22 protein-coding genes are annotated in these 21,474 nt (G+C 72.3%); 10 read left to right on the forward strand and 12 right to left on the reverse strand.

Translation table 11 applies throughout. The features are described from left to right. Window positions 1-292: 292 nt before the first annotated feature. Complete coding sequence (locus C1I97_RS10410) at window positions 293-1,204, forward strand: Bax inhibitor-1/YccA family protein (protein ID WP_111002938.1); 912 nt, start codon at window positions 293-295, stop codon at window positions 1,202-1,204. 97 nt (window positions 1,205-1,301) lie between these two features. Here the strand turns inward: C1I97_RS10410 and C1I97_RS10415 are convergent, their stop codons facing one another. After that, window positions 1,302-1,529 (reverse strand): DUF4287 domain-containing protein, encoded by a 228-nt coding sequence (locus C1I97_RS10415; protein WP_111002953.1) that lies wholly within the window; start codon window positions 1,527-1,529, stop codon window positions 1,302-1,304. A 101-nt stretch (window positions 1,530-1,630) separates the two neighbouring features. Between C1I97_RS10415 and C1I97_RS10420 the strand changes: the two genes are divergently transcribed. Then, entirely contained in the window at window positions 1,631-1,942 is a 312-nt protein-coding gene (locus C1I97_RS10420) for a hypothetical protein (RefSeq protein WP_073949572.1), read from the forward strand. Between the two features lie 306 nt (window positions 1,943-2,248). On the opposite strand, the gene C1I97_RS10425 is transcribed toward C1I97_RS10420, so the two are convergent. From C1I97_RS10425 to C1I97_RS10435, 3 genes are all read right to left on the reverse strand, one after another. Next, window positions 2,249-3,046 carry a hypothetical protein gene (locus tag C1I97_RS10425; protein ID WP_111002939.1) on the reverse strand — a complete coding sequence of 266 codons (798 nt, stop codon included), beginning with the start codon at window positions 3,044-3,046 and terminating at the stop codon, window positions 2,249-2,251. 305 nt (window positions 3,047-3,351) lie between these two features. Then, on the reverse strand, window positions 3,352-4,572 hold the full coding sequence (locus tag C1I97_RS10430; protein WP_111002940.1) for an acetyl-CoA C-acetyltransferase: 1,221 nt from the start codon (window positions 4,570-4,572) through the stop codon (window positions 3,352-3,354). A gap of 109 nt (window positions 4,573-4,681) precedes the next feature. After that, window positions 4,682-5,746, reverse strand: a complete 1,065-nt coding sequence (locus C1I97_RS10435) for an SGNH/GDSL hydrolase family protein (RefSeq protein ID WP_181446666.1) — start codon at window positions 5,744-5,746, stop codon at window positions 4,682-4,684. A gap of 161 nt (window positions 5,747-5,907) precedes the next feature. Between C1I97_RS10435 and C1I97_RS10440 the strand changes: the two genes are divergently transcribed. Continuing rightward, window positions 5,908-7,296, forward strand: a complete 1,389-nt coding sequence (locus tag C1I97_RS10440) for a cystathionine beta-synthase (RefSeq protein WP_111002941.1) — start codon at window positions 5,908-5,910, stop codon at window positions 7,294-7,296. A gap of 254 nt (window positions 7,297-7,550) precedes the next feature. Here the strand turns inward: C1I97_RS10440 and C1I97_RS10445 are convergent, their stop codons facing one another. Then, on the reverse strand, window positions 7,551-7,988 hold the full coding sequence (locus tag C1I97_RS10445; protein ID WP_258382510.1) for a hypothetical protein: 438 nt from the start codon (window positions 7,986-7,988) through the stop codon (window positions 7,551-7,553). A 225-nt stretch (window positions 7,989-8,213) separates the two neighbouring features. Here C1I97_RS10445 and C1I97_RS10450 point away from each other — a divergent pair, with 225 nt between their 5' ends. Next, a complete protein-coding gene (locus tag C1I97_RS10450; RefSeq protein WP_111002943.1) occupies window positions 8,214-9,056 on the forward strand; it encodes a MurR/RpiR family transcriptional regulator in 843 nt (280 codons plus the stop codon). A 211-nt stretch (window positions 9,057-9,267) separates the two neighbouring features. Here the strand turns inward: C1I97_RS10450 and C1I97_RS10455 are convergent, their stop codons facing one another. The 5 genes from C1I97_RS10455 to C1I97_RS10475 all read right to left on the reverse strand — a co-directional run bounded on the left by C1I97_RS10455 (window position 9,268) and on the right by C1I97_RS10475 (window position 12,960). After that, window positions 9,268-9,642: a hypothetical protein gene (locus tag C1I97_RS10455; protein WP_111002944.1), complete on the reverse strand. Its 375-nt coding sequence runs from the start codon at window positions 9,640-9,642 to the stop codon at window positions 9,268-9,270. 19 nt (window positions 9,643-9,661) lie between these two features. Then, complete coding sequence (locus C1I97_RS10460; protein ID WP_111002945.1) at window positions 9,662-10,165, reverse strand: roadblock/LC7 domain-containing protein; 504 nt, start codon at window positions 10,163-10,165, stop codon at window positions 9,662-9,664. A gap of 13 nt (window positions 10,166-10,178) precedes the next feature. Then, entirely contained in the window at window positions 10,179-11,012 is an 834-nt protein-coding gene (locus C1I97_RS10465; protein ID WP_111002946.1) for a MarR family transcriptional regulator, read from the reverse strand. Beyond that, a complete protein-coding gene (locus tag C1I97_RS10470; RefSeq protein ID WP_111002947.1) occupies window positions 11,009-11,401 on the reverse strand; it encodes a hypothetical protein in 393 nt (130 codons plus the stop codon). Before C1I97_RS10470 ends, C1I97_RS10465 begins: the two co-directional genes overlap by 4 nt. A gap of 170 nt (window positions 11,402-11,571) precedes the next feature. Further along, entirely contained in the window at window positions 11,572-12,960 is a 1,389-nt protein-coding gene (locus C1I97_RS10475; protein WP_111002948.1) for a diaminopimelate decarboxylase, read from the reverse strand. A 198-nt stretch (window positions 12,961-13,158) separates the two neighbouring features. Here C1I97_RS10475 and hutU point away from each other — a divergent pair, with 198 nt between their 5' ends. Genes hutU through hutI form a run of 4 tightly spaced genes read left to right on the forward strand, consistent with a single transcriptional unit; the run spans window position 13,159 to window position 18,630 of the window. After that, window positions 13,159-14,823, forward strand: a complete 1,665-nt coding sequence (gene hutU / locus C1I97_RS10480; protein WP_111002949.1) for a urocanate hydratase — start codon at window positions 13,159-13,161, stop codon at window positions 14,821-14,823. A gap of 59 nt (window positions 14,824-14,882) precedes the next feature. After that, the gene (locus C1I97_RS10485) at window positions 14,883-16,085 is read left to right on the forward strand and encodes an allantoate amidohydrolase (RefSeq protein WP_111002955.1); all 1,203 of its coding nucleotides are present in this window, start codon (window positions 14,883-14,885) and stop codon (window positions 16,083-16,085) included. 50 nt (window positions 16,086-16,135) lie between these two features. Beyond that, the gene (locus tag C1I97_RS10490; RefSeq protein WP_258382512.1) at window positions 16,136-17,431 is read left to right on the forward strand and encodes a formimidoylglutamate deiminase; all 1,296 of its coding nucleotides are present in this window, start codon (window positions 16,136-16,138) and stop codon (window positions 17,429-17,431) included. A 26-nt stretch (window positions 17,432-17,457) separates the two neighbouring features. Then, on the forward strand, window positions 17,458-18,630 hold the full coding sequence (gene hutI / locus C1I97_RS10495; RefSeq protein WP_111002951.1) for an imidazolonepropionase: 1,173 nt from the start codon (window positions 17,458-17,460) through the stop codon (window positions 18,628-18,630). On the opposite strand, the gene C1I97_RS10500 is transcribed toward hutI, so the two are convergent. Together C1I97_RS10500 and C1I97_RS10505 are read right to left on the reverse strand one after the other, a co-directional pair. Beyond that, window positions 18,631-19,041 (reverse strand): RICIN domain-containing protein, encoded by a 411-nt coding sequence (locus C1I97_RS10500; protein WP_441349099.1) that lies wholly within the window; start codon window positions 19,039-19,041, stop codon window positions 18,631-18,633. A 205-nt stretch (window positions 19,042-19,246) separates the two neighbouring features. Next, a complete protein-coding gene (locus tag C1I97_RS10505) occupies window positions 19,247-20,179 on the reverse strand; it encodes an RNA polymerase sigma factor SigF (RefSeq protein WP_258382511.1) in 933 nt (310 codons plus the stop codon). A 236-nt stretch (window positions 20,180-20,415) separates the two neighbouring features. On the opposite strand from C1I97_RS10505, the gene C1I97_RS10510 reads away from it, so the two are divergent. Together C1I97_RS10510 and C1I97_RS10515 are read left to right on the forward strand one after the other, a co-directional pair. Next, the gene (locus tag C1I97_RS10510) at window positions 20,416-20,793 is read left to right on the forward strand and encodes an STAS domain-containing protein (protein ID WP_111002957.1); all 378 of its coding nucleotides are present in this window, start codon (window positions 20,416-20,418) and stop codon (window positions 20,791-20,793) included. 258 nt (window positions 20,794-21,051) lie between these two features. Then, the coding region (locus tag C1I97_RS10515; RefSeq protein ID WP_111002958.1) for an ATP-binding protein at window positions 21,052-21,474 on the forward strand (423 nt) is incomplete at its 3' end.

The raw sequence follows: 21,474 nt of genomic DNA on the forward strand, positions 1-21,474 counted from the left end.
CGGCATACGAGATGAGCGCTAGTCTCGTGGGCTCGGAGATGTGGATAAGAGACAGGGCGGACCCGGACGGGCGGGCGGACGGCGCCCGGGAACCGGCCGGTTGTCTCCGGCCGGTTCCGGACGGGTCGCGGCTTGGTGATGAATGACACCGTACGCTGCCGGGAATCACCTGGTCGCGTAGCGTGTTCGGCAACACGGGGAGGGAAAGATCCCTCCGAGGTACTAGGGCCCATCCTTTGCCTTTCCATTACTCTTGGGCCAAGGCCGCGCCGTGCGGCCATGGAGGAGTGAGATGAGGAGCAGAAACCCGGTCTTCTCGCGACGGGGGTTCAGCCGCGACAACGGCTACGCGGGCTTCAACACCGCGCCGCAGGCCGGGGGACCCGCTGTCGGCACGCAGGGCAACCCGTACGCGCAGGGCAACCCGTACGCCCAGCCGAGCGGCAACCCCTACGCGCAGAACCCTTACGCGCAGCAGGACCTGCAGTACGGCGCGCCGCCGCAGGCCCCGGCCACCATCGGCCGGATGACGATGGACGACGTCGTCCTGCGCACGGCGTCCACGCTCGGCACGCTGGTCCTGACGGCCGCGCTCGCCTGGGTGCTGCTGCCGGTCGACGGCGCCAACATCGGCCGTACCTACGCCATCGGGATCGGTGCCGCGCTGGTCGGCATGGTGCTGGCCCTGGTGCAGTCCTTCAAGCGCAAGGCCTCGCCCGCGCTGATCCTGACCTACGCCGCCGTCGAGGGCGTGTTCCTCGGCGTCGTCTCCAACATCGTCGACACCCACATCGCCAGCGGCGCGGCCATGCAGGCCGTGCTCGGCACGATGGCGGTCTTCGTCGGTGTCCTGCTGGCGTACAAGGCGGGCTGGATCCGCGTCACCCGCCGGTTCTACGGCTTCGTGATGGCGGCGGCGCTCGGCTTCGTGCTGCTGATGATGGTGAACATGCTGTTCGCCGTGTTCGGCGGCGGTGACGGCCTCGGCTTCCGCAGCGGTCCGCTCGGCATCTTCTTCGGTGTCGTCGGCATCATCCTCGGCGCCTGCTTCCTCGCCCTGGACTTCAAGCAGGTCGAGGACGGCATCGCCTACGGCGCCCCGCGCGAGGAGGCCTGGCTCGCGGCCTTCGGCCTCACGCTGACGCTGGTGTGGATCTACATGGAGTTCCTGCGGATCATCGCGATCCTCAACCAGAGCGACTAGTCCACCGGATCGTTCGCCGGCGACACGCCGGGCGAACGGTCGGACGAAAGGGCCCCGGGGTCTCCCCGGGGCCCTTCGTCGTGCCGGCGGCGCGCGCCTAGAGCAGTTTGCGCGCGGCCCTCCTCAGGTCGTACTCGTGGATGAGCGCCTTGGCGTGGCCGTACGCGAGGTTGTGTTCGTGGCGGAGCCAGCTGACCTTCTCCTCGAAGCGGAGCGCGGGGCCTTCTTCGACGGTGCGCAGCCAGTCGGAGATCTCACGACCGGTGCAGTGGGGGATGCGGGCGAGCAGGTTGCGGTGGGTCTCTTCGGAGAAGACTTGGGACATCGGCGCCTCCGGACGCATTCGACGAAGCCGGTCCTTCACGTCACCGTGCCCGAGGGTTCGCGTGTTGGCAACAGTCCCGGTGCGACGCGTAGTCTCGCGGCGTGGTGGACACGACTTCTCTGACCCGGGCAGTGGATCACTTCGCCGACCGCCTCCGGGCGGCGCCGCAGAGCCGGTTGCAGCGGGCCGGCGCCGCCGAGGCACTGGCGCTGGCCAGGGAGTTCGCCCGGCGAGCCCAGCTCGCCGAGTGCCCCGGGGCCGAGCCGCGGGAGATGCCGGACGCGGGGATGTTCGCGGCCGCGGACCAGGTCACCGTCGCCGGGCACGATCTGGCGCTCGTACTGAAGACCGAGGACGAGGTGGCGGAGGCCGTACGTCTGGTGCAGGAGGCGCAGCGACGGGCGGGGGTCTGACCCTCGGTCACGGGCCCCGGTCGCGGGCACGATTGCCGAACATGTGCCCAGCGCTCCACTCTTCAGGGTGGAGGGGAGGGCATCCTGCCCCGTGCGGCCCGGAGGGCCACGGCCGCACGGCTACGATTGCCCCGTCCGATGACGGAGTTGTCGGATTCACCCCCGGGCAGGCGGAAAGTGACGCCTGTGGAGACCCCGTAAGACCGATCTCCCCGGAGAGCGGCAAGGGTCGGTCGAGCAGGAACCCGGGGTGGCAGCGCGTAGCGGTGCGGACCGGAACCCCCTGCCCCCGGGCGGGAGAGGGCGTCAAAGGGAGGCGATGACGCGGTCCGCCAGGATGTACACGTTCTCCTCGCCGCAGGCGAAGGTGAGCGTGTAGGCACCGGAGACGCCCGAACCGCCCAGCAGGACCGGGGACTCGCCCGTGCGCAGGGCGGCGGCCAGGCGCTCGGCGGTCTCCTGGTGGCCCGGGGTCATGCACAGGGTCGTGCCGTCGGCGAAGACGTAGACGTCGAGGGTGCCCAGCGGGCCCGGGCGGACGTCGGTCAGCTCCACGCGGGTCCGGGCCAGCTCCTCCAGCGTGGCCACCGTGCGCTCGTGGTCGCCCACGGCCGGGGACGGGTGGGGCGTGAAGTCCGGGTGCGAGGGGTGCCGGCGGCGGGCGGCGGCCAGCTCCGGGGACTCGCCGGAGGCGGCCTGCTCGTCGGCCTCCGGGCCGGTCTCGGTCACCGGCTCCAGGTGCTCCAGCCCCGCGTAGTCGGCCTGCCGGGGCAGGAACAGCTCGCTGTCGGGCAGCCCGAGCAGGGAGGGCGCGTCGGCGGCGTCCCTGGCTTCCTGAGCGGCCCAGAACGCCCGCGCCTCGGCCAGCTCCCGCTCCCGCTCCTCGGCGAGTGCCTGGACCACGGCGGCACGTATCTGCTCCGCGTCCGCGTGGCCGCGGGCGGCGGGCAGCAGGGCGCGCGCGGTGGCGGCGTGGTTCTCCGCCAGCTGCTTCTGCAGGGCCGCCACCTGACGCCGCAGGGCGAAAAGGGTGCGCAGGACGGCGACGCCCACGGCGCCGGTGGCGGCCGTGGTGAGCAGCAGGGCGATCGGCATGGCGCTCACTGACGTACTCCCGGGTTCAAGGTCGATGCCCGACTTCCTACATCAGCTTGAAGGGCGGACTATCCAGTTGTCAGTGCGAAACGTCACGAAACGGACAGGGGGGTGGCCTGCGGGTTTCCTGGGGGGACGCGCTGACCTGGGAAGACCCCTTGCCGAGAGAGGAAGGTCACATCCTGAGGGAGATTGGATCACAGAACGGCCCGGAATCCAGGCGTTTCCCGGATTCCGGGCCGTTCGGTCACAGCGGGTGGTAAAGCGGACACCGACGGTCCTTCGGGTGGCCTCGTGTCCCGCCGTTCAGAGGGTCAGCTGAGGCGCTCGATGATCATCGCCATGCCCTGGCCGCCGCCGACGCACATCGTCTCCAGGCCGAACTGCTTGTCGTGGAACCGCAGGGAGTTGACCAGCGTGCCGGTGATGCGGGCGCCGGTCATGCCGAAGGGGTGGCCGACGGCGATCGCGCCGCCGTTGACGTTCAGCTTCTCCAGCGGGATGCCCAGGTCGCGGTAGGAGGGGATCACCTGGGCGGCGAAGGCCTCGTTGATCTCGACCAGGTCGATGTCGTCGATGGTCAGCCCGGCCCGCTTCAGGGCCCGCCGGGAGGCCTCGACCGGGCCGAGGCCCATGATCTCCGGGGACAGGGCGGAGACGCCGGTGGAGACGATCCGGGCGAGCGGGGTCAGGCCCAGCTCGCGTGCCTTGGTGTCGGACATGATGACGAGCGCGGCGGCGCCGTCGTTGAGCGGGCAGCAGTTGCCGGCGGTGACCAGGCCGTCGGGGCGGAAGACCGGCTTGAGGCCGGCCACGCCCTCCATGGTCACACCCGGGCGCGGTCCGTCGTCCTTGCTGACGACGGTTCCGTCGGGCAGCGTCACCGGAGTGATCTCCCGCTCCCAGAAGCCGTTCTTGAGGGCCTGCTCGGCGAGGTTCTGCGAGCGGACGCCGAACTCGTCCATCTCCTCGCGGGTGACGCCCTTCCAGCGCGCGAGGTTCTCGGCGGTCTGGCCCATCGCGATGTAGGCGTCGGGGACCAGGCCGTCCTCGCGCGGGTCGTGCCAGGTGGTGCCCTCCTGCTCGGCCCTGGCCGCGGTGCGGGCCTCCGCCTCGGCGAACAGCGGGTTGTGCGTGTCCGGCAGGCTGTCGGAGTTGCCCTTGGTGAACCGGGAGACCATCTCGACACCGGCCGAGACGAACACGTCGCCCTCGCCGGCCTTGATGGCGTGCAGGGCCATGCGGGAGGTCTGGAGGGAGGAGGAGCAGTAGCGGGTGATCGTGCAGCCGGGCAGGTGGTCCATGCCCATCTGCACGGCGACGATCCGGCCGAGGTTGTTGCCCTGCTCGCCGCCGGGCAGGCCGCAGCCGAGCATCAGGTCGTCGATGTCCTTCGGGTCCAGCTCGGGGACCTTCGCGAGGGCGGCCTGGGCGATCGTGGCGGTGAGGTCGTCGGGGCGCAGGTCCTTGAGGGAGCCCTTGAAGGCGCGGCCGATGGGGGAGCGGGCGGTCGAGACGATGACGGCTTCGGGCATCACGGCTCCAGTGGCGGTGCGGACGGTCGGTCATGCGCGGCTGCTTGGAAGTTACCCGCCCGTATGGTGAAGGTCACGGGTGCCGCGGTGTGACTCTGACCGCAATTGTCTAAGCGCTTGCTTGGCCGTCGCGCGGCCGCGTCCACTCGCAGACCGACGGAGTCACCGGCGCGGGCTGCGGCTCCGGCACCCTCCGCCGCCGACGCCGCTTGAGCAGGACCCACGGCCCCCGCGGCCCGGCGGGCATGGCGGCCGCGACCTCCGTACCCGCCTCCTCCGCCGCCTCCGCCGCCGCACGGGCCACCGGCAGGAAGCCCTCGCGCCGCGACACGTCCGGACGCTCCTCCTCCGCCGGCCACAGCCCCAGCGCCGCGCACACCGTCGGCAGCACCGCCATCGCCGCCGTGGCGTACCCCTCCGCGGACGGGTGGTAGTTGTCCGGCCCGAACAGCTCCCGCGGATTGGCCTCGAACTCCGGGCCCAGCAGGTCGCCCAGCGACACGGTCCGGCCCCCCTGCTCCACCACCCCGATCGTCTGCGCCGCCGCCAGCTGCCGTGAGGCGCGCCGGGCCAGCCACCGCAGCGGCTGCTGGACCGGCTCGATCGTGCCCAGGTCGGGGCAGGTGCCCACGACGACCTCCGCCCCCGCCGTACGCAGCCGCCGTACCGCCGCCGCCAGGTACCGCACCGAGCGGGTCGGCGGCATCCGGCGGGTCACGTCGTTCGCACCGACCATGATCACGCAGATGTCCGGGACCTGCGCCGGATCGGCGAGCACCAGCGCCACCTGCCGGTCCAGGTCGTCGGACTGCGCCCCGGGCACGGCGACGTTCCGCAGCCGCACCGGACGCTCCGCCACCGCCGAGAGCCCCGACGCCAGCAGCGCGCCCGGCGTCTGCCCGGCCCGGTGGACGCCCTGGCCCGCGGCCGTGGAGTCACCGAGCATGACCAGGCTCAGCGGCGGCTCGCCGGGGGTGTCGTACACCCGGCCGTACACGCCGTCCGCGAACGGCACGTGGGTGTCCGTGCCGTTGCCCACGTGACGCCTGGCCATCCGCACCTCGGCCAGCAGCAGACCGACGGCCGCCGCGCCGACCAGGCCGAGCCCGCCGCCCCCATAGGCGGCACCGGCCGCGATCCGTCGGGCCACCCTCGCCCTCGACATGCTCGTCATGCCCGCCGCCACCTCCTGCGTAGCCCTACACCCACTCCTTGCCCCGTACGGATGGTGGTCCAATCTCGACGGGGAGTGAACGCCCGCCCCCGGTACCGCTCCCCTGGCCTACGCTGGCGGAACCACTACGACCACACCTTTTGCAGCGACCGGAGACAACGGTGCAATTCCACGACTCGATGATCAGCCTCGTCGGCAACACCCCGCTGGTGCGGCTCAACAGCGTCACCAAGGGGATCAGGGCGACCGTCCTGGCCAAGGTCGAGTACTTCAACCCGGGCGGGTCCGTGAAGGACCGCATCGCCCTGCGGATGATCGAGGCCGCCGAGAAGAGCGGGGAGCTCGAGCCGGGCGGCACGATCGTCGAGCCGACCAGTGGGAACACGGGCGTGGGACTCGCCATCGTGGCCCAGCAGAAGGGCTACAAGTGCATCTTCGTGTGCCCGGACAAGGTCTCCATGGACAAGATCAACGTGCTGCGCGCGTACGGCGCGGAAGTGGTCGTGTGCCCGACGGCCGTCGCGCCCGAGCACCCGGACTCGTACTACAACGTCTCCGACCGGCTGGTGCGGGAGACGCCGGGCGCCTGGAAGCCCGACCAGTACTCCAACCCCAACAACCCCCTGTCGCACTACCACTCCACCGGCCCCGAGCTGTGGGGGCAGACCGAGGGGAGGATCACCCACTTCGTGGCCGGCGTCGGCACCGGCGGCACCATCTCCGGCACCGGCCGCTACCTGAAGGACGCCAGCGACGGCAGGGTCAAGGTGATCGGCGCCGACCCCGAGGGCTCGGTGTACTCCGGCGGCTCCGGCCGGCCGTACCTCGTCGAGGGCGTCGGCGAGGACTTCTGGCCGACCGCCTACGACCGGACCGTGGCCGACGAGATCGTGGCCGTGTCCGACAAGGACTCCTTCCAGATGACCCGCCGCCTGGCCAAGGAGGAGGGCCTCCTGGTCGGCGGCTCCTGCGGCATGGCGGTCGTCGCCGCCCTGCGCGTGGCCGAACGGCTCGGCCCGGACGACGTCGTGGTGGTGCTGCTGCCGGACAGCGGGCGCGGGTACCTCAGCAAGATCTTCAACGATGAGTGGATGGCCGACTACGGCTTCCTGGAGGACGAGGGCCCGAGCGCGCGCGTCGGTGACGTCCTCAACGACAAGGAGGACGGCATCCCGTCCCTGGTCCACATGCACCCGGACGAGACGGTCGGCCAGGCCATCGAGGTGCTGCGCGAGTACGGCGTCTCGCAGATGCCGATCGTGAAGCCGGGCGCCGGCCACCCGGACGTCATGGCGGCGGAGGTCGTGGGGTCCGTGGTGGAACGGGAACTGCTGGACGCGCTGTTCACCAAGCGGGCCGCGCTGGAGGACCCGCTGGAGAAGCACATGTCGGCCCCGCTGCCGCAGGTCGGCTCCGGGGAGCCGGTCGGCGACCTGATGGCGGTGCTCGGCACGGCGGACGCGGCGATCGTGCTGGTGGAGGGCAAGCCGACCGGTGTGGTCAGCCGTCAGGACCTGCTGGCCTTCCTGGCCAAGGGCGGGAAGCAGTAGGCGGTCACGGAAGCGGTACGAGCGTTTCACCTGCTCGCAGCACCCGCTTGACACGGGGCCCCGCTTGACACGGGGCCGGAAGAGCAGGGGGCGCGGACGGCGCCAGGGCCTCCGGAGCGGCTCCCGGACCTCCATGGGCGCCGTGGACGCACCTGCCCGGCCCTGAGCCGGCCCGCGTCCCTCGCGGGGACCGCCGTCGTCCCGCCCCCGGTCACACGGGGGTGCGGCGGTCCCCGCCGCACCCCCGCTGCCGCTCAGTCCTCCCAGGCGTCGTCCTTGGCGGAGCCCCGGCGACGGCCGGTGAACAGGCCGGGGTTGGTGCGGGCGGCCTGGACGGCGTTGACGCCGACGATGCCGACCCAGGCGGCGATGAGACCGGGCAGGCCGCTGACGCCGCCGCCGATCGCGGACAGCGGGACGGCCAGCACCAGGGAGACGATGCCGAAGCCGAAGCGCTCGCCCCAGGAGTCGGTGGCCCTTGGCGAGCGGGAGTCCCGGGCCGACACCGTCTGCTGCTCGGCGAGCTGCCGGCGCACCCGGCGTTCGACGGCGGCGTCGATGCGCTGGTCGACCTTCTCCAGGAACGAGTCGACCAGCGCGGACTCGTACTCCTCGCCCAGCTCCCTGCGGGCCTGCAGGGAGGCGTCGAGTTCCTTCTTCAGATCGGTGTCCCGCGCGTCCATTCCGGTCATGCGGACCAGGCTAGGCAGCCGGGGTGCCCGCCGCACTGGGGACAGCCCCCCTGTTCGGCGGGGGGCAGGCCGCCGTCGGTGTCGCCGGGGTGGCCGTTCCGTGGCACGTGGCCGGTCCCTTGCCGTGACTGTATGACCTCATGCAGAGTTCTTGGTGTCTGAATAGAAACTGGTCGGGGAGGTAGCCTCCCGGGGCATCGACGACTTCTGGAGGGGAAGCACGTCATGAGCGGGACCGACAGCCCTGCCGCACGGCTGCAGGCGCTCTTCGAGGGACACCGGCTCACGCCGACCCAGCGGCGCATCGCGCACAGCATGGTGCGGCGGGCCGCCGACGTGCCGTTCCTGTCCAGCGTCGAACTGGCCGAGCTGGCCGGGGTCAGCCAGCCGTCGGTGACCCGCTTCGCGGTCGCGCTCGGCTTCGACGGCTACCCGGCGCTGCGCCGCCATCTGCGCGAGGTCGCGCCCGCCGGACCCGTGGACCGGCCGGCCCCGTACAACGAGTACCAGCAGGCGGTCGAGGCCGAGATCGAGAACCTGCGGCACCTGGCGGAGGCGCTGGCCGATCCGCGGCCGGTGCGGGAGGCGGGCCGCGTCCTGGCCGCCTCCCGTCCGCTGCCCGTCCTGGGCCTGCGGGCCGCGGCCGCCCAGGCCTACGGCTTCGCGTACTTCGCCGGCAAGGTGCACCCCGACGTACGGCTGCTCGACGAGGGCGGCACGATGATCCAGGACCGCATCGACGGCGCCGTACGCGCGGGCGCCTCGGCCCTGCTGTGCTTCGCGCTGCCCCGCCACCCGCGCGAGGTCGTGGACACCCTCGCCTACGCCAAGGAGACGGGGCTGACCGTCGTCACGGTCGCGGACTCGGCCTTCGCGCCGGTCGCCAAGCACTCCGACCTGCTGCTGCCGGCGGCGGTCGGCACCGGGCTCGCCTTCGACACCGCGTGCGCGCCGATGCTGCTGGGCCGGGTGCTCCTGGAGGCCATGTGCGACGACCTGCCCGACGCGCAGGCGCGGCTGGAGGAGTTCGACGGCAAGGCGGCGGCGCGGGGGCTGTTCGTGGACTGACGTCCGATGGACGGCGCGGACGCTCTCAGACCCGTCTCCAGAAGATCTACGTCCCGGAGATCCTGCCTCGCGTCGAACGCGAGGTGCACCCGAGCGCGCCCGTGCCCGCCACCGCCTGAGCACCGCTTGGGCACCGCCCTCTTCGGGGTGGGCGTCCGTGGCGTGATCCGCCGGGGCACCAGCCCCGTGCCCCGGCGGAAGCGGCCGTTTTTCAGACCTCCAGGTCCTCCTCGATCCTCTTCAGCTGGTGGCGGGCCATCGCCAGGTTGGCCCGCTTGCCGTCGAGGACGAGGTAGAGGAACAGGCCGTTGCCGCCGCGACCGCTGATCAGGCGGATCAGGTGGTACTGGTCGGACAGGGTGATCAGGATGTCCTCGATCTGCCCCTTGAGGCCGAGGTGCTCCATGGTGCGCATCTTGGCCCGGATGACGTCGGTGTTGCCGGCGGCGGCGACGTTCAGGTCGAAGCTCTTGCTGCCGCCCATCGTGCCCAGCGCCATGCCGCTGGTGTAGTCGACGAGCGCGACGCCGGTCGCGCCCTCGATGGAGGCGAGCGCCTCTTTCAGGCAGGTCTCGGTGTTGGCCATGGCAGGTCTCCTAGTTCTCTCAACTTTCAGTGGTGGTGCGCGCGTTGGTGGCAGTGGTGCGGGGTGCGCGCGTGGTTCTGGCCCGTGCGGCGCCGGACCTGGCGGCCGGTTTCTCGGACTTCGCGGGCGCCTTGCCGGGGGGCCTGGCCGCCGCTTCGGCGTCGACCAGTTCCCCGATGCGGGCTCCGGCCCTGCGACCCTCCAGGTGGAGGCGGCCGACGTTGACGCGGTCCTGGGCGAGCAGGGTCAGCACCGCGGTGCTGCCCGCCGCGTAGGTCGCGACATAGCCGTGGACGCCCCGCACGAGCAGTTCGCGCAGGTCGCCCTGGCCGGTGGCGTCCGCCATGCGTACGGCGACGCCGAGTGCGGCCGCGGTGAGTGCCGCCACGCTCTCCGGCTCCACGCCCGGGGTGTCGTGGGCCAGTACGAGGCCGTCGACACTCGCGGCGAGGGCGCCGGTGAGCTGGGGTACGCGGGCTCTCAACCGGTGTAGTTCGTCCAGGATTTCCGGCTCGGCTGCCATCCGGTGTCTCCTCTCAAAGGGCCTCCAGCGCATCCCTGAGCCTCTTCAGCAGCGTGATGTGGGGGTCGGTGGTGTACGCCAACTGCTCGGCGAACGTGGGTGTCCGCCCGCCGCCGGCCGGCTCGGGCGAGTGCCGTGGTGCGACGAGTCCGGCGGCCGTCAGGCGCCGTACGTCCACCAGGGTGTGGAACGCCTGCCGGCCCAGCTCCCGGGCCAGGTCGGTGGCCGTGCGGGTGCCGTCGATCCGCTCCAGGAGCGCGTGCTGGCGGGGTGTGAGCCTCGGTGCGGCGGTGGCGTACGTCCGTACCAGCGGGGTGCTGTCCGGCGCGGCGTCGGGCCAGATGCGGTGCAGCAGCTCGCGCCGGCGCAGGGTCTCGCGCTCCAGGTCGGCCACCGGGACCGGCAGGACGGGGCCGAGCCGGTGGGCGATGCCGTAGCGGAAGCGGCCCGGGGTGCTGCTCGGGGCGAGCGCGAAGTAGGCGGCGTCGTACAGCGCGCCCAGGTGGCACAGTTCCAGGGCGCCCTCGGCCAGATGGCCGCCGTCCAGCAGCAGACGGGCCGCGCCGTGCCGGTCGTCGGCCCGGGCCACGGCGTCCCGCCACACCTCGGCCGCCAGCGTGCCGTGGGCGGTCAGCAGCAGGTCCAGGCCGGGAGTCAGGGGGCTCTCGGCGTGCACCACGCGTCCCTCGGCCAGGTAGAGCGTGCCGCGTTCGCGGACCAGGACGCCGGTGGCCTGTTCGGCGGCGAGCCGGGTCAGCATCGGTGAGACGCCGCCCCAGGCCTGCTCGGCGGCGGCCGGCTTGCTGCGCACCGGCAGCCGGGGCGGCGGAATGTCGACCACGGTCATCCCAGCACCAGCCGCTCGGCCATCTCGCCCAGGCGTATGCGGGCCAGGGCGAGGTTGCCCTCCGTACGGGTCAGCCACAGGTGCAGGAACACGCTGCTGTCGAAGGACGTGTCCACGAAGCGCAGCAGGTGGTAGCTGTCGCGGTTGCTGACGATCAGGTCCTCCACCGGGGGCCGCTCGCCACCGGGGTCCTCGGCGGAGGCGAACGCCCCGTGCTCGGCGGCGAGCCGGGCCAGTTCGGCGGCCTCCGCCGCCGTGGTCTCGTGGTCGCCGCCCGGGGACTCCCCGACGGTGCCCAGGGCAAGCCCGCTCGTCCAGTCGACCAGCGCGGCGCCTCTCGCACCGGGCAGCCGCATGGCTTCCAGGAGGCACTCGTCGATTCCGGGCACCGTTGTTCCCCTCCCGCCTGGGGTTTCGGCTGAGTGAGGGAGACGCTACGCACGGTGTGGGGTGACGGCGGAGGTTACGGCATTTTCCGGTGGAACATGCGACCGAGGGACTAATGTGGGTCGACTGACCCGAGTTTCACACCAGTTGCGCCGGGTGTGCTCGGCGTGCCTCAAGCGCGCTCGGACGCGTGCAGGGTGGTGAGCGCCGACGCGTGCGCCTCTCCCGCCTCCGCCACGATGTCCCGGACCGTCTGCGGCTCGCGCACGGTCGCGAAGGCGATCCCTCCCGAGCCGTCCGGGGCGAAGCCGTGGATCGCGGGCCGGGGCAGGGAGTTGTAGGCGTAGTGGTGCGCGAAGCAGTAGGCACCGGTGTCCAGCGCCGCCACGTGGTCGCCCGGTTCGAGCGGGGCGAGGGCGCGGCCCTCGGCGAGCAGGTCGCCGGCGAAGCAGGCCGGTCCGGCGATGTCCTGCACCACCTCGGGCCCCGCCTTGGGCCGCCCCTTCGCGTCGTACGCGGCCAGGCGCAGCGGCCACGCTTCCGGCACGTACACCGTGCGCGTCGCGACCTGCACGCCCGCGTGGGTCACGGCGACCGGCCGCCCGCCGGCGCTCTTGGTGTACTCCACCCGGGCCACCACCGTGCCCTGCTTGGCCAGCAGCGACCGCCCGAACTCGGTCACCAGTCCGTACCGCCCGTCGAACAGCCCCGGCACCACCTCGCCCAGCAGTCGCGCGTACTGCGCGTACGTCGGCGCGGTCGCCTCCGAGCCGAAGTTCACCGGCAGCCCGCCGCCGATGTCGAGGGTGTCGATCTGCCGCCGCCCCACGCGCGTGTTGATCTCCTCGGCGAGCGCGTACGTCTGCGCCACGCCCTGTGCCATCAGGGGGAGCGGGATGCCCTGGGACCCGGTGTGAGCGTGGATCCTGGTCAGCCAAGGGCGGTCCAGATACGCCCGTACGACCCACTCGCGCGCGCCCTCGTCGCGCAGCCCCACCCCGAACTTCGAGGTCGTCGTGGCCGTCGACAGCGCCTCGATGGAGCCCCTGCCGACCTGTGGGTTCACCCGGATCCCCAGCGGTGAGCCAGGGGTGGCGGACCCCACGAGGGCGTCGATGCGGGCCAGCTCCTGAGGGTTGTCCGCGTTGACGGCGATGCCCAGCTCCAGCGCCTCGCGCAGCTCGGCCGGGGTCTTGGCCGGGGAGTCGAGGACGGTGCGGGCGGACGGCACCCCGGCCGCCCGCGCCAGCGCCAGCTCCCCCGGGCTCGCCACCTCGGCGCCGATGCCCTCCTCGTGCAGCAGCCGCAGCACCGGCACGAGCGGGGTCGCCTTGACCGCGAAGGCGTGCAGCACCGGTGTCCCCGGCGCCGCCACCGCCTCGAACGCCGCCCGGAGCGCCGCCGCCGACTCCCGGATGCCGGTGACGTCGAGCAGGCCCACGATGGGGGAGTCGGGCCCGAGCAGCCCCTGGTCCACCGCGGCACGCACCGCCTCGTCCCGCCGTACGGCCCGCTCGCGGTCCTCGCGGTCCTTGTCGTCCTTGTCGTCCATGCCGTCCATGCCGTCGTCCCCCGTCCCTGTCGGTGCCTCTGCCGTCCCTGTCGTCCTGTCGCCGCCTGCCGTCATGCGTCCAGCGAAACATCCGGGGTGCGCCCGTGTCGGCACACCGCGACGTATTGACTAGTTCTATTCATCGGGTCAGGATGTGAATAACGAAAGCAACAGATCCGCCGGGAGCAATCCGCTAGGAGGCAGACCATGTCAGGACCCCGCCCCGTGCAAGCGCCACGCGGTACGGAACTGAGCGCCCTGGGATGGCAGCAGGAAGCCGCCCTGCGGATGCTCCAGAACAACCTGGACCCCGAGGTCGCCGAACACCCCGACAAGCTCGTCGTCTACGGCGGCACCGGCAGGGCCGCCCGCGACTGGCGCTCCTTCGACGCCATGGTCCGCACGCTGAGGACCCTCAAGGCCGACGAGACCATGCTCGTCCAGTCCGGCCGTCCCGTCGGCGTCATGCAGACCCACGAGTGGGCCCCGCGCGTGCTCCTCGCCAACTCCAACCTCGTCGGCGACTGGGCCAACTGGGAGGAGTTCCGCCGCCTGGAGGCCCTCGGCCTGACCATGTACGGCCAGATGACCGCCGGCTCCTGGATCTACATCGGCACCCAGGGCATCCTCCAGGGCACCTACGAGACCTTCGCCGCCGTCGCCGCGAAGAAGTTCGGCGGCTCGCTCGCCGGGACCATCACCCTGACCGCCGGCCTCGGCGGCATGGGCGGCGCCCAGCCGCTCGCGGTGACCATGAACGATGGCGTGGCCATCTGCGTCGACTGCGACCCGCGCGCCATCGAGCGCCGCATCGAGCACCGGTACCTGGACGTGAAGGCCGACTCGCTGGAACAGGCCCTCCGGCTGGCCGTGGAAGCCCGCGACCAGCGCAAGCCCCTGTCCATCGGCGTCCTCGGCAACGCCGCCGAACTCGTCCCGCAGATGCTCGCCATGGGCGCGCCCATCGACATCGTCACCGACCAGACCTCCGCCCACGACCCGCTGGCGTACCTGCCGCTCGGCGTCGACTTCGAGGACATGGCCGACGCCGCCGCCAAGGACCCGGCCGGGTTCACCACCCGGGCCCGCGAGTCCATGGCCAAGCACGTCGAGGCGATGGTCGGCTTCCTGGACGCCGGCGCCGAGGTCTTCGACTACGGCAACTCCATCCGCGGTGAGGCGCAACTGGCCGGTTACGACCGGGCGTTCGCCTTCCCCGGCTTCGTCCCCGCCTACATCCGGCCGCTGTTCTGCGAGGGCAAGGGCCCGTTCCGCTGGGCCGCGCTGTCGGGTGAGGCGTCCGACATCGCCAGGACCGACAAGGCGATCCTGGAGCTGTTCCCCGAGAACGAGTCCCTGGCCCGCTGGATCAGGATGGCGGGCGAGCGCGTCCACTTCCAGGGCCTGCCCGCGCGTATCTGCTGGCTCGGCTACGGCGAGCGTGACAAGGCGGGCGAGCGGTTCAACGACATGGTCGCGAGCGGTGAGCTGCGGGCGCCGGTCGTGATCGGCCGCGATCACCTCGACTGCGGGTCCGTCGCCTCCCCCTACCGGGAGACCGAGGCCATGCTCGACGGCTCCGACGCGATCGCCGACTGGCCGCTGCTGAACGCCATGGTCAACGTGGCGTCGGGGGCGTCGTGGGTGTCCATCCACCATGGCGGTGGTGTCGGCATGGGCCGGTCGATCCACGCCGGGCAGGTGACGGTGGCCGACGGTACGCGGCTCGCCGGGGAGAAGATCCGGCGCGTGCTCACCAACGACCCGGGGATGGGTGTCATCCGGCACGTGGACGCCGGGTACGACATCGCGGAATCGGTCGCGGGGGAGCGGGGAGTGCGGGTTCCCATGCGTGAGGGTGACGACGGGTGACCCGGCTTTCCGGTGAGGGCCGAGAGACCGTGGCGGGCGGCGGCGGTTCCTTCCACGAGATGTGGCGGGACCTCGCTCCCGTCGGGCGGCACGCGGAGTCCGGCGGCTACCGCCGGTTCGCGTGGACGGCCGCCGACGCCGAGTGCCGGGCCTGGTTCGAGGAGCAGGCCCGGGCCCGCGGGCTGACGTACGAGGCCGACCGCAACGGGAACCAGTGGGCCTGGCTCGGGGACCCCGCTCAGGGGGACGCCGTGGTCACCGGGTCGCACCTCGACTCCGTGCCCGACGGCGGGGCCTTCGACGGGCCTTTGGGAGTCGTGTCCGCCTTCGCCGCCCTCGACGAACTGCGCGGCAGGAACGTGCGGTTCACCCGGCCGCTCGCCGTCGTCAACTTCGGGGACGAGGAGGGCGCCCGGTTCGGACTCGCCTGTGTCGGGTCACGGCTGACCGCCGGGCAGCTCACCGTCGAACAGGCGCACCGGCTCACCGACGGCGACGGGACCCCACTGCCCCGGGCCATGGAGGCCGCCGGGTACGACCCCGACGCCATCGGGCCGGACCCGGAACGCCTCGCCCGCATCGGGGCCTTCGTCGAACTGCACGTCGAGCAGGGACGCGCCCTCGACCTCACGGGGGACGCCGTCGGTGTGGCCAGCGCGATCTGGCCGCACGGACGGTGGCGGTTCGACTTCCGGGGCGAGGCCAACCACGCCGGCACCACCCGGCTGGCCGACCGGCGCGACCCGATGCTGTCGTACGCCGAGACGGTGCTCGCCGCCCGGCGCGAGGCCGCGCTCGCCGGTGCCGTCGCCACCTTCGGCAAGATCGCGGTGGAGCCGAACGGCGTCAACGCGATCCCCTCCCTGGTGCGCGGCTGGCTCGACTCCCGCGCCGCCGACCAGCAGACCCTCGACACCGTGGTCACCGGCATCGAGAAGGTGGCCCGCGAGTACGCCGCGGCGCACGGCGCCGATCTGGACGTGGTGCGCGAGTCCTTCACGCCCGTCGTCGAGTTCGACCACGCCCTGCGGGACGAACTCGCCCGCATCCTGGGCAAGGACACCGGCCTGAGGGCGCCCGTCCTCGGCACGGGCGCCGGACACGACGCCGGGATCCTGTCCGGGAGCGTTCCGACCGCCATGCTGTTCGTGCGCAACCCCACCGGTGTCTCGCACTCCCCGGCCGAGTTCGCGGCCGAGGACGACTGCCTGGCCGGGGTGCGCGCACTCGCCGACGTACTGGAAGGGCTGGCCTGCGCGTGACTCCCACTCAGCAGACGCGGACGTACTGGCTGGAGCAGGCCTGGCTCGGCATGTACGTCGAGCCGGGCGTGGCGCTCGACGTGCGCGACGGCCGCATCGCGGCCGTCCGCACCGGCGTGTCCGCCCCGCCACCGGGAGCCGAACCCCTCCGGGGACTCACGGTCCCCGGCCTCGCCAACGCGCACAGCCACGCCTTCCACCGGGCCCTGCGCGGCACCGTCCAGGTCGGCTCCGGCACCTTCTGGACCTGGCGCGAGGTCATGTACGCCACCGCCGACCGGCTCACCCCGGCGAACTACCACGCGCTGGCCCGCGCGGTGTACGCCGAGATGGCGCTGGCCGGCATCACGGCCGTCGGCGAGTTCCACTACGTCCACCACGCGCCGGGCGGCTCCCGGTACGCCGACCCGAACGCGATGGGCGAGGCCCTGATCGAGGCCGCCGCCGAGGCCGGCATCCGCATCACCCTCCTCGACACCTGCTATCTGTCCTCCGGCTTCGGACAGCCGCCCGACGCCCACCAGCTCCGCTTCTCCGACGGAACGGCCGAGGCCTGGGCCGAACGCTGTTCAGTTCTCAAGGAACGGGATCACGCACGGATCGGTGCCGCCGTGCACTCCGTACGGGCCGTGCCCGCGCGGGAGCTGGCGACGGTGGTGCGGTGGGCCGAGGAGCGGCGGGCCCCGCTCCATGTGCACCTGTCGGAGCAGACCGCCGAGAACGACGCCTGCCAGGCCGCCCACGGGTGCACCCCCACCCGGCTGCTGGCCGACCACGGCGTCCTCGGCCCGCGCACGACCGGCGTGCACAACACCCACCTCACCGACCAGGACATCGCCCTCATCGGCCGCTCCGGCACCGGCACCTGCATGTGCCCGACCACCGAGCGGGACCTGGCCGACGGCATCGGACCCGCCCCGGCCCTGCAGCGCGCCGGCTCCCCGCTGTCCCTCGGCTCCGACAGCCACGCCGTCGTCGACCTGCTCGAGGAGGCCCGCGCGATGGAGCTGAACGAGCGGCTGCGCAGCCGCGCCCGCGGACACTGGACGGCCGCCGCCCTGCTGCGGGCCGCCACCGCCGACGGACACGCGGCCCTCGGCTGGAGCGACGCGGGCAGTCTCACCGTCGGCGCCCTCGCCGACTTCACGACGATCGCGCTGGACTCGGTCAGAACAGCGGGGACACTGCCCAGGCTCGGCGCCGAGACGGCCGTATTCGCGGCGACGGCAGCGGACGTGCGCCATACGGTCGTGGGCGGCCGCCATGTCGTACGGGACGGCGCCCACGCCCTCGTACCCGATGTGCCGTCAGCGCTGGCGGACGCCGTCGAAGCCCTGCGCGGCTGAATCCCACCGTCAACGCCGAGGACACCATGAGCAGCACCGTCATCACCAACATCGCCACGCTGGTCACCAACGATCCCTCCCTCAGCGACGGATCCCCCCTCGGAGTGGTCCGGGACGCGGCCGTCGTCATCGACGGCGACCGCATCGTGTGGACCGGTGAATCCAGGAAAGCACCCGCCACTGACAACCGGGTCGACGCCGGCGGCCGGGCGGTGATCCCGGGCTTCGTCGACTCCCACTCCCACCTGGTCTTCGCAGGCGACCGCACCGAGGAGTTCAACGCCCGCATGTCCGGCCGCGCCTACAGCGCGGGCGGCATCCGCACCACGGTCGCCGCCACCCGCGCCGCCACCGACGCGGAACTGGAGGCCAACCTCACCCGTTATCTCGCCGAGGCCCTGCGCCAGGGCACGACCACGTTCGAGACGAAGTCGGGGTACGGGCTGACCGTCGCCGACGAGGCCCGCGCCCTGCGTATCGCCGCCCGTCACACCGACGAGGTCACCTACCTCGGCGCGCACATCGTGTCTCCCGACCACGCCGACGACCCGGCGGCGTACGTCGAGCTGGTCACCGGCGAGATGCTCGACGCCTGTGCCCCGTACGCCCGCTGGATCGACGTGTTCTGCGAGAAGGGCGCCTTCGACGGGGACCAGGCCCGCGCGATCCTCACCGCGGGCAAGGCCCGGGGCCTGCACCCGCGCGTCCACGCCAACCAGCTCACCCACGGCCCCGGCGTCCAGCTCGCCGTCGAGCTCGACGCGGCCAGCGCCGACCACTGCACCCACCTGACGGACGCGGACGTCGACGCCCTGGCGGGCGGCAACACGGTCGCCACGCTGCTGCCCGGCGCCGAGTTCTCCACCCGCGCCCCGTGGCCCGACGCCCGGCGCCTGCTGGACGCCGGTGTCACGGTCGCGCTGTCCACCGACTGCAACCCGGGCTCGTCCTTCACGTCCTCGGTGCCGTTCTGCATCGCGCTCGCCGTGCGGGACATGGGCATGACCCCCGACGAGGCGGTCTGGGCGGCGACGGCCGGCGGCGCGAAGGCCCTGCGCCGCGACGACGTGGGCCGGCTGGCCCCCGGAGCCCGTGCCGACCTCGCCGTCCTCGACGCACCCAGCCATGTCCACCTGGCCTACCGCCCGGGCGTCCCCCTGGTCACCCAGGTCTGGCGGAAGGGTGTGCGCGAGGTCTGATCAGGCGTCCCCCGCCCGCCACCGCTGTGCCGTGCTCCCGGTCAGCGGGGCGAGGGAGAGGTGGCCGCCGGCGTTCGGGGTGAGGCCGGTCGCGAGGGCGACGGCCGGGCGGATCACGCCGTCCGGGTCGACGGTGAAGGTCAGGTTCCGGCCGTTCCGGCCCTCCACCGAGGAGCATGTCCAGATGCCGACGCCCCTCTCCACGGAGCCGCGGCTGTCGAGGCAGAAGTCGGGGTCCGCCGCCGACCGCAGCACCCCGCGGTGGGAGTCGACGCGCCAGCGCTGGGTGGCCGCGGACCCGCACGGGGCGGTGACGACGTCCGTGCCGTTGCCGAAGCCACCGGCCACGTCCGGACAGCGGCCCGTGGCGACGTTCACCACCTCGGCGCCGTCGCCGGGCTCCTGACGCACCGGCCGGTTCGGGGGTGACCACAGTGGTGCGAGGGGGCCCGGGGCGAAAGACGTTTCCCGGGGTGACCGGCGGTGCGCCGACGGCGGTCCCGGGCGAGGACGGCGGTCCCGGGTGAGAGGGTGGCCCCGGGTGAGAGGGTGGCGTCCGGAACGCGGTCCGCCCGGCGCCGCTTCCGGCACCGGACGGAGACGTCCTGTCGCCCCGTCACTCCTCGAGCGTCAGCCCCTTGCGCAGCCGGCCGAGCGTGCGCGACAGCAGTCGCGAGACGTGCATCTGCGAGATGCCGAGCTCCTCGCCGATCTCCGACTGGGTCATGTTGGCCACGAACCGCAGGGACAGGATCTTCCGGTCCCGGGAGGGCAGTTCGGCGATCAGCGGCTTCAACGACTCGACGTACTCGATGCCTTCGAGCTCGTGGTCCTCGTAACCGATGCGGTCCGCCAGGGCGCCCTCGGAGTCGTCCTCCTCGGGCTGTGCGTCCAGCGAGGAGGCGGTGTACGCGTTCGAGGCGGCCATGCCCTCGACCACCTCGTCCCTGGACAGACCGAGGTGCTCGGCGAGCTCGGCGACCGTGGGGGCGCGGTCGAGCCGCTGGGCCAGTTCGTCACCGGCCTTGGCGAGGTCCAGGCGCAGTTCCTGCAGTCTGCGCGGGACGCGCACGGACCACGAGGTGTCGCGGAAGAAGCGCTTGATCTCGCCGATGATGGTTGGCATCGCGAACGTGGGGAACTCGACGCCCCGGGAGAGTTCGAAGCGGTCGATCGCCTTGATCAGGCCGATGGTGCCGACCTGGATGATGTCCTCCATCGGCTCGCTGCGGGAGCGGAAGCGGGAGGCGGCGAACTTGACCAGTGCGAGGTTGAGTTCGACGAGCGTGTTGCGGACGTACGAATATTCGTGGGTGCCTTCCTCGAGGGACTCCAGTCGCTCGAAGAGGGTCCTGGACAAGGCCCGGGCGTCGTCCGGGGCCACTTCGTCGTACGGGGGGATGTCCGGGAGTCCGGCCAGTGCGGCCCGATCGGCCCGCTCGGCGCGTACGTCGGGAAGTTCGATGGGATCCAGGTGCTCCGTTGGGGGTGCCGACGTCGCCCTCCGGGTATGCGATGCGTCGAGCCGGGGTGACATGATGTCCTCCATCGTTCTCGGCATATGGCTGCCGAAGCCAGTGCGTGCACTGCGGTGTGCGGCGCCTCCAAAGCCGGCCGTGTCGGGTATGGGTCCCTACTAGCCCTACCTGCTTTCCCGACACTGCCGCAAGTGCGTTATGTGGAGGTATGTCCGTTTGTGTGCGGTTGTCGGGTGTCGAAGTGGTGACGGAAGCAGTAGTGTTCGAGGGCGTCAGCAGCAGCCAAGACCCGGGAGAGAGAGACGGCATGGACCGCGGGACGGTCGGCAGCGCACAGTCGGGCCGGCTTCTGGTGGAGGTGCGACAGGAGGGCTCCAGCGCCGTCGTGACGCCGGCGGGTGAGTTGGATCACCACACGGCCGACCTGCTGCGCGAGCCGCTCGAGGAGTGCCTCGCCAAGGGGCGCTCGCGCCTGGTGGTGGATTGTTCGCGTCTGGAGTTCTGCGACTCCACGGGGCTGAACGTGCTGCTGGGCGCGCGGCTGAAGGCGGAGGCGGCCGGAGGTGGTGTGCATCTCGCCGGGATGTTGCCGGTGGTGGCTCGGGTGTTCGAGATCACGGGGGCCGACGCGGTCTTCAGCGTGCACGACACGCTCGAGGACGCGCTGGCCGACGAGACCGGCTGAGCCGGCCGCCGGATCGTCGACGTGTGCCTTGCGAGCTCTCGCGCCCGGTGCGCACCGGGCGGGACTCCCCACGGGCCGAAAACGGGGGTGTTCCACCGGATCGGTCGGGCAGGAGACACCCTGAGTGGATCGGCCGCCGCCCGCGCGGGAGCCGGCGACCGGGGTTCTGGCGTGGGTACGGACGTACCGGCCGTGTACGTGCGAAATGACTAGTGACTTTTGAATCGTGAACTGGTGAATCGGTGAGGTGAAGCGCTGATGAGCACCACCCGGCCCTACTCGCCGGGCGACCGCGGGCCGGAGCCCAGCGGCGCTTCCGGGGCGTCGGAGGGGAGCGTGCCGGCGGGAGGGTCGTCCCCAGGGGGTGTGACGGCCGTGCCGGAGGTCCCGTCGGGGGGGCGCCAGGTTCGCAGGCTGCGCTTCGACGACCAGAGCGGCGTCGTGCCGCTCGCCCGCGACTTCACCCGTCAGGCGCTGTACGCGTGGGGCTGGCTGCCCGCCGCGACCGCCGACCGGCGGGCCGCCGCAGAGGACGTGCTCCTCGTCGTCTCCGAGCTGGTCACCAACGCCTGTCTGCACGCCGAGGGCCCCGACCAGCTGGAGATCACCTGCGACAACAAGGTGATCCGCATCGAGGTCTCCGACCGCGGCACCGGCCAGCCCGCCCCGCGCACCCCGCAC

It is taken from the genome of Streptomyces sp. NTH33 (assembly GCF_003236365.1).
In the GTDB taxonomy this organism is placed as follows: Bacteria; Actinomycetota; Actinomycetes; order Streptomycetales; family Streptomycetaceae; genus Streptomyces.

Coding starts and splice junctions, on each gene's coding strand:
- C1I97_RS10410 (WP_111002938.1), top strand. CDS start 293: ATGAGGAGCAGAAACCCGGTCTTCTCGCGACGGGGGTTCAGCCGCGAC.
- C1I97_RS10415 (WP_111002953.1), bottom strand. CDS start 1,529: ATGTCCCAAGTCTTCTCCGAAGAGACCCACCGCAACCTGCTCGCCCGC.
- C1I97_RS10430 (WP_111002940.1), bottom strand. CDS start 4,572: ATGCCCGAAGCCGTCATCGTCTCGACCGCCCGCTCCCCCATCGGCCGC.
- C1I97_RS10435 (WP_181446666.1), bottom strand. CDS start 5,746: ATGACGAGCATGTCGAGGGCGAGGGTGGCCCGACGGATCGCGGCCGGT.
- C1I97_RS10445 (WP_258382510.1), bottom strand. CDS start 7,988: ATGACCGGAATGGACGCGCGGGACACCGATCTGAAGAAGGAACTCGAC.
- C1I97_RS10450 (WP_111002943.1), top strand. CDS start 8,214: ATGAGCGGGACCGACAGCCCTGCCGCACGGCTGCAGGCGCTCTTCGAG.
- C1I97_RS10455 (WP_111002944.1), bottom strand. CDS start 9,642: ATGGCCAACACCGAGACCTGCCTGAAAGAGGCGCTCGCCTCCATCGAG.
- C1I97_RS10460 (WP_111002945.1), bottom strand. CDS start 10,165: ATGGCAGCCGAGCCGGAAATCCTGGACGAACTACACCGGTTGAGAGCC.
- C1I97_RS10465 (WP_111002946.1), bottom strand. CDS start 11,012: ATGACCGTGGTCGACATTCCGCCGCCCCGGCTGCCGGTGCGCAGCAAG.
- C1I97_RS10475 (WP_111002948.1), bottom strand. CDS start 12,960: ATGGACGGCATGGACGACAAGGACGACAAGGACCGCGAGGACCGCGAG.
- hutU (WP_111002949.1), top strand. CDS start 13,159: ATGTCAGGACCCCGCCCCGTGCAAGCGCCACGCGGTACGGAACTGAGC.
- C1I97_RS10485 (WP_111002955.1), top strand. CDS start 14,883: ATGTGGCGGGACCTCGCTCCCGTCGGGCGGCACGCGGAGTCCGGCGGC.
- C1I97_RS10490 (WP_258382512.1), top strand. CDS start 16,136: ATGTACGTCGAGCCGGGCGTGGCGCTCGACGTGCGCGACGGCCGCATC.
- hutI (WP_111002951.1), top strand. CDS start 17,458: ATGAGCAGCACCGTCATCACCAACATCGCCACGCTGGTCACCAACGAT.
- C1I97_RS10505 (WP_258382511.1), bottom strand. CDS start 20,179: ATGGAGGACATCATGTCACCCCGGCTCGACGCATCGCATACCCGGAGG.
- C1I97_RS10510 (WP_111002957.1), top strand. CDS start 20,416: ATGGACCGCGGGACGGTCGGCAGCGCACAGTCGGGCCGGCTTCTGGTG.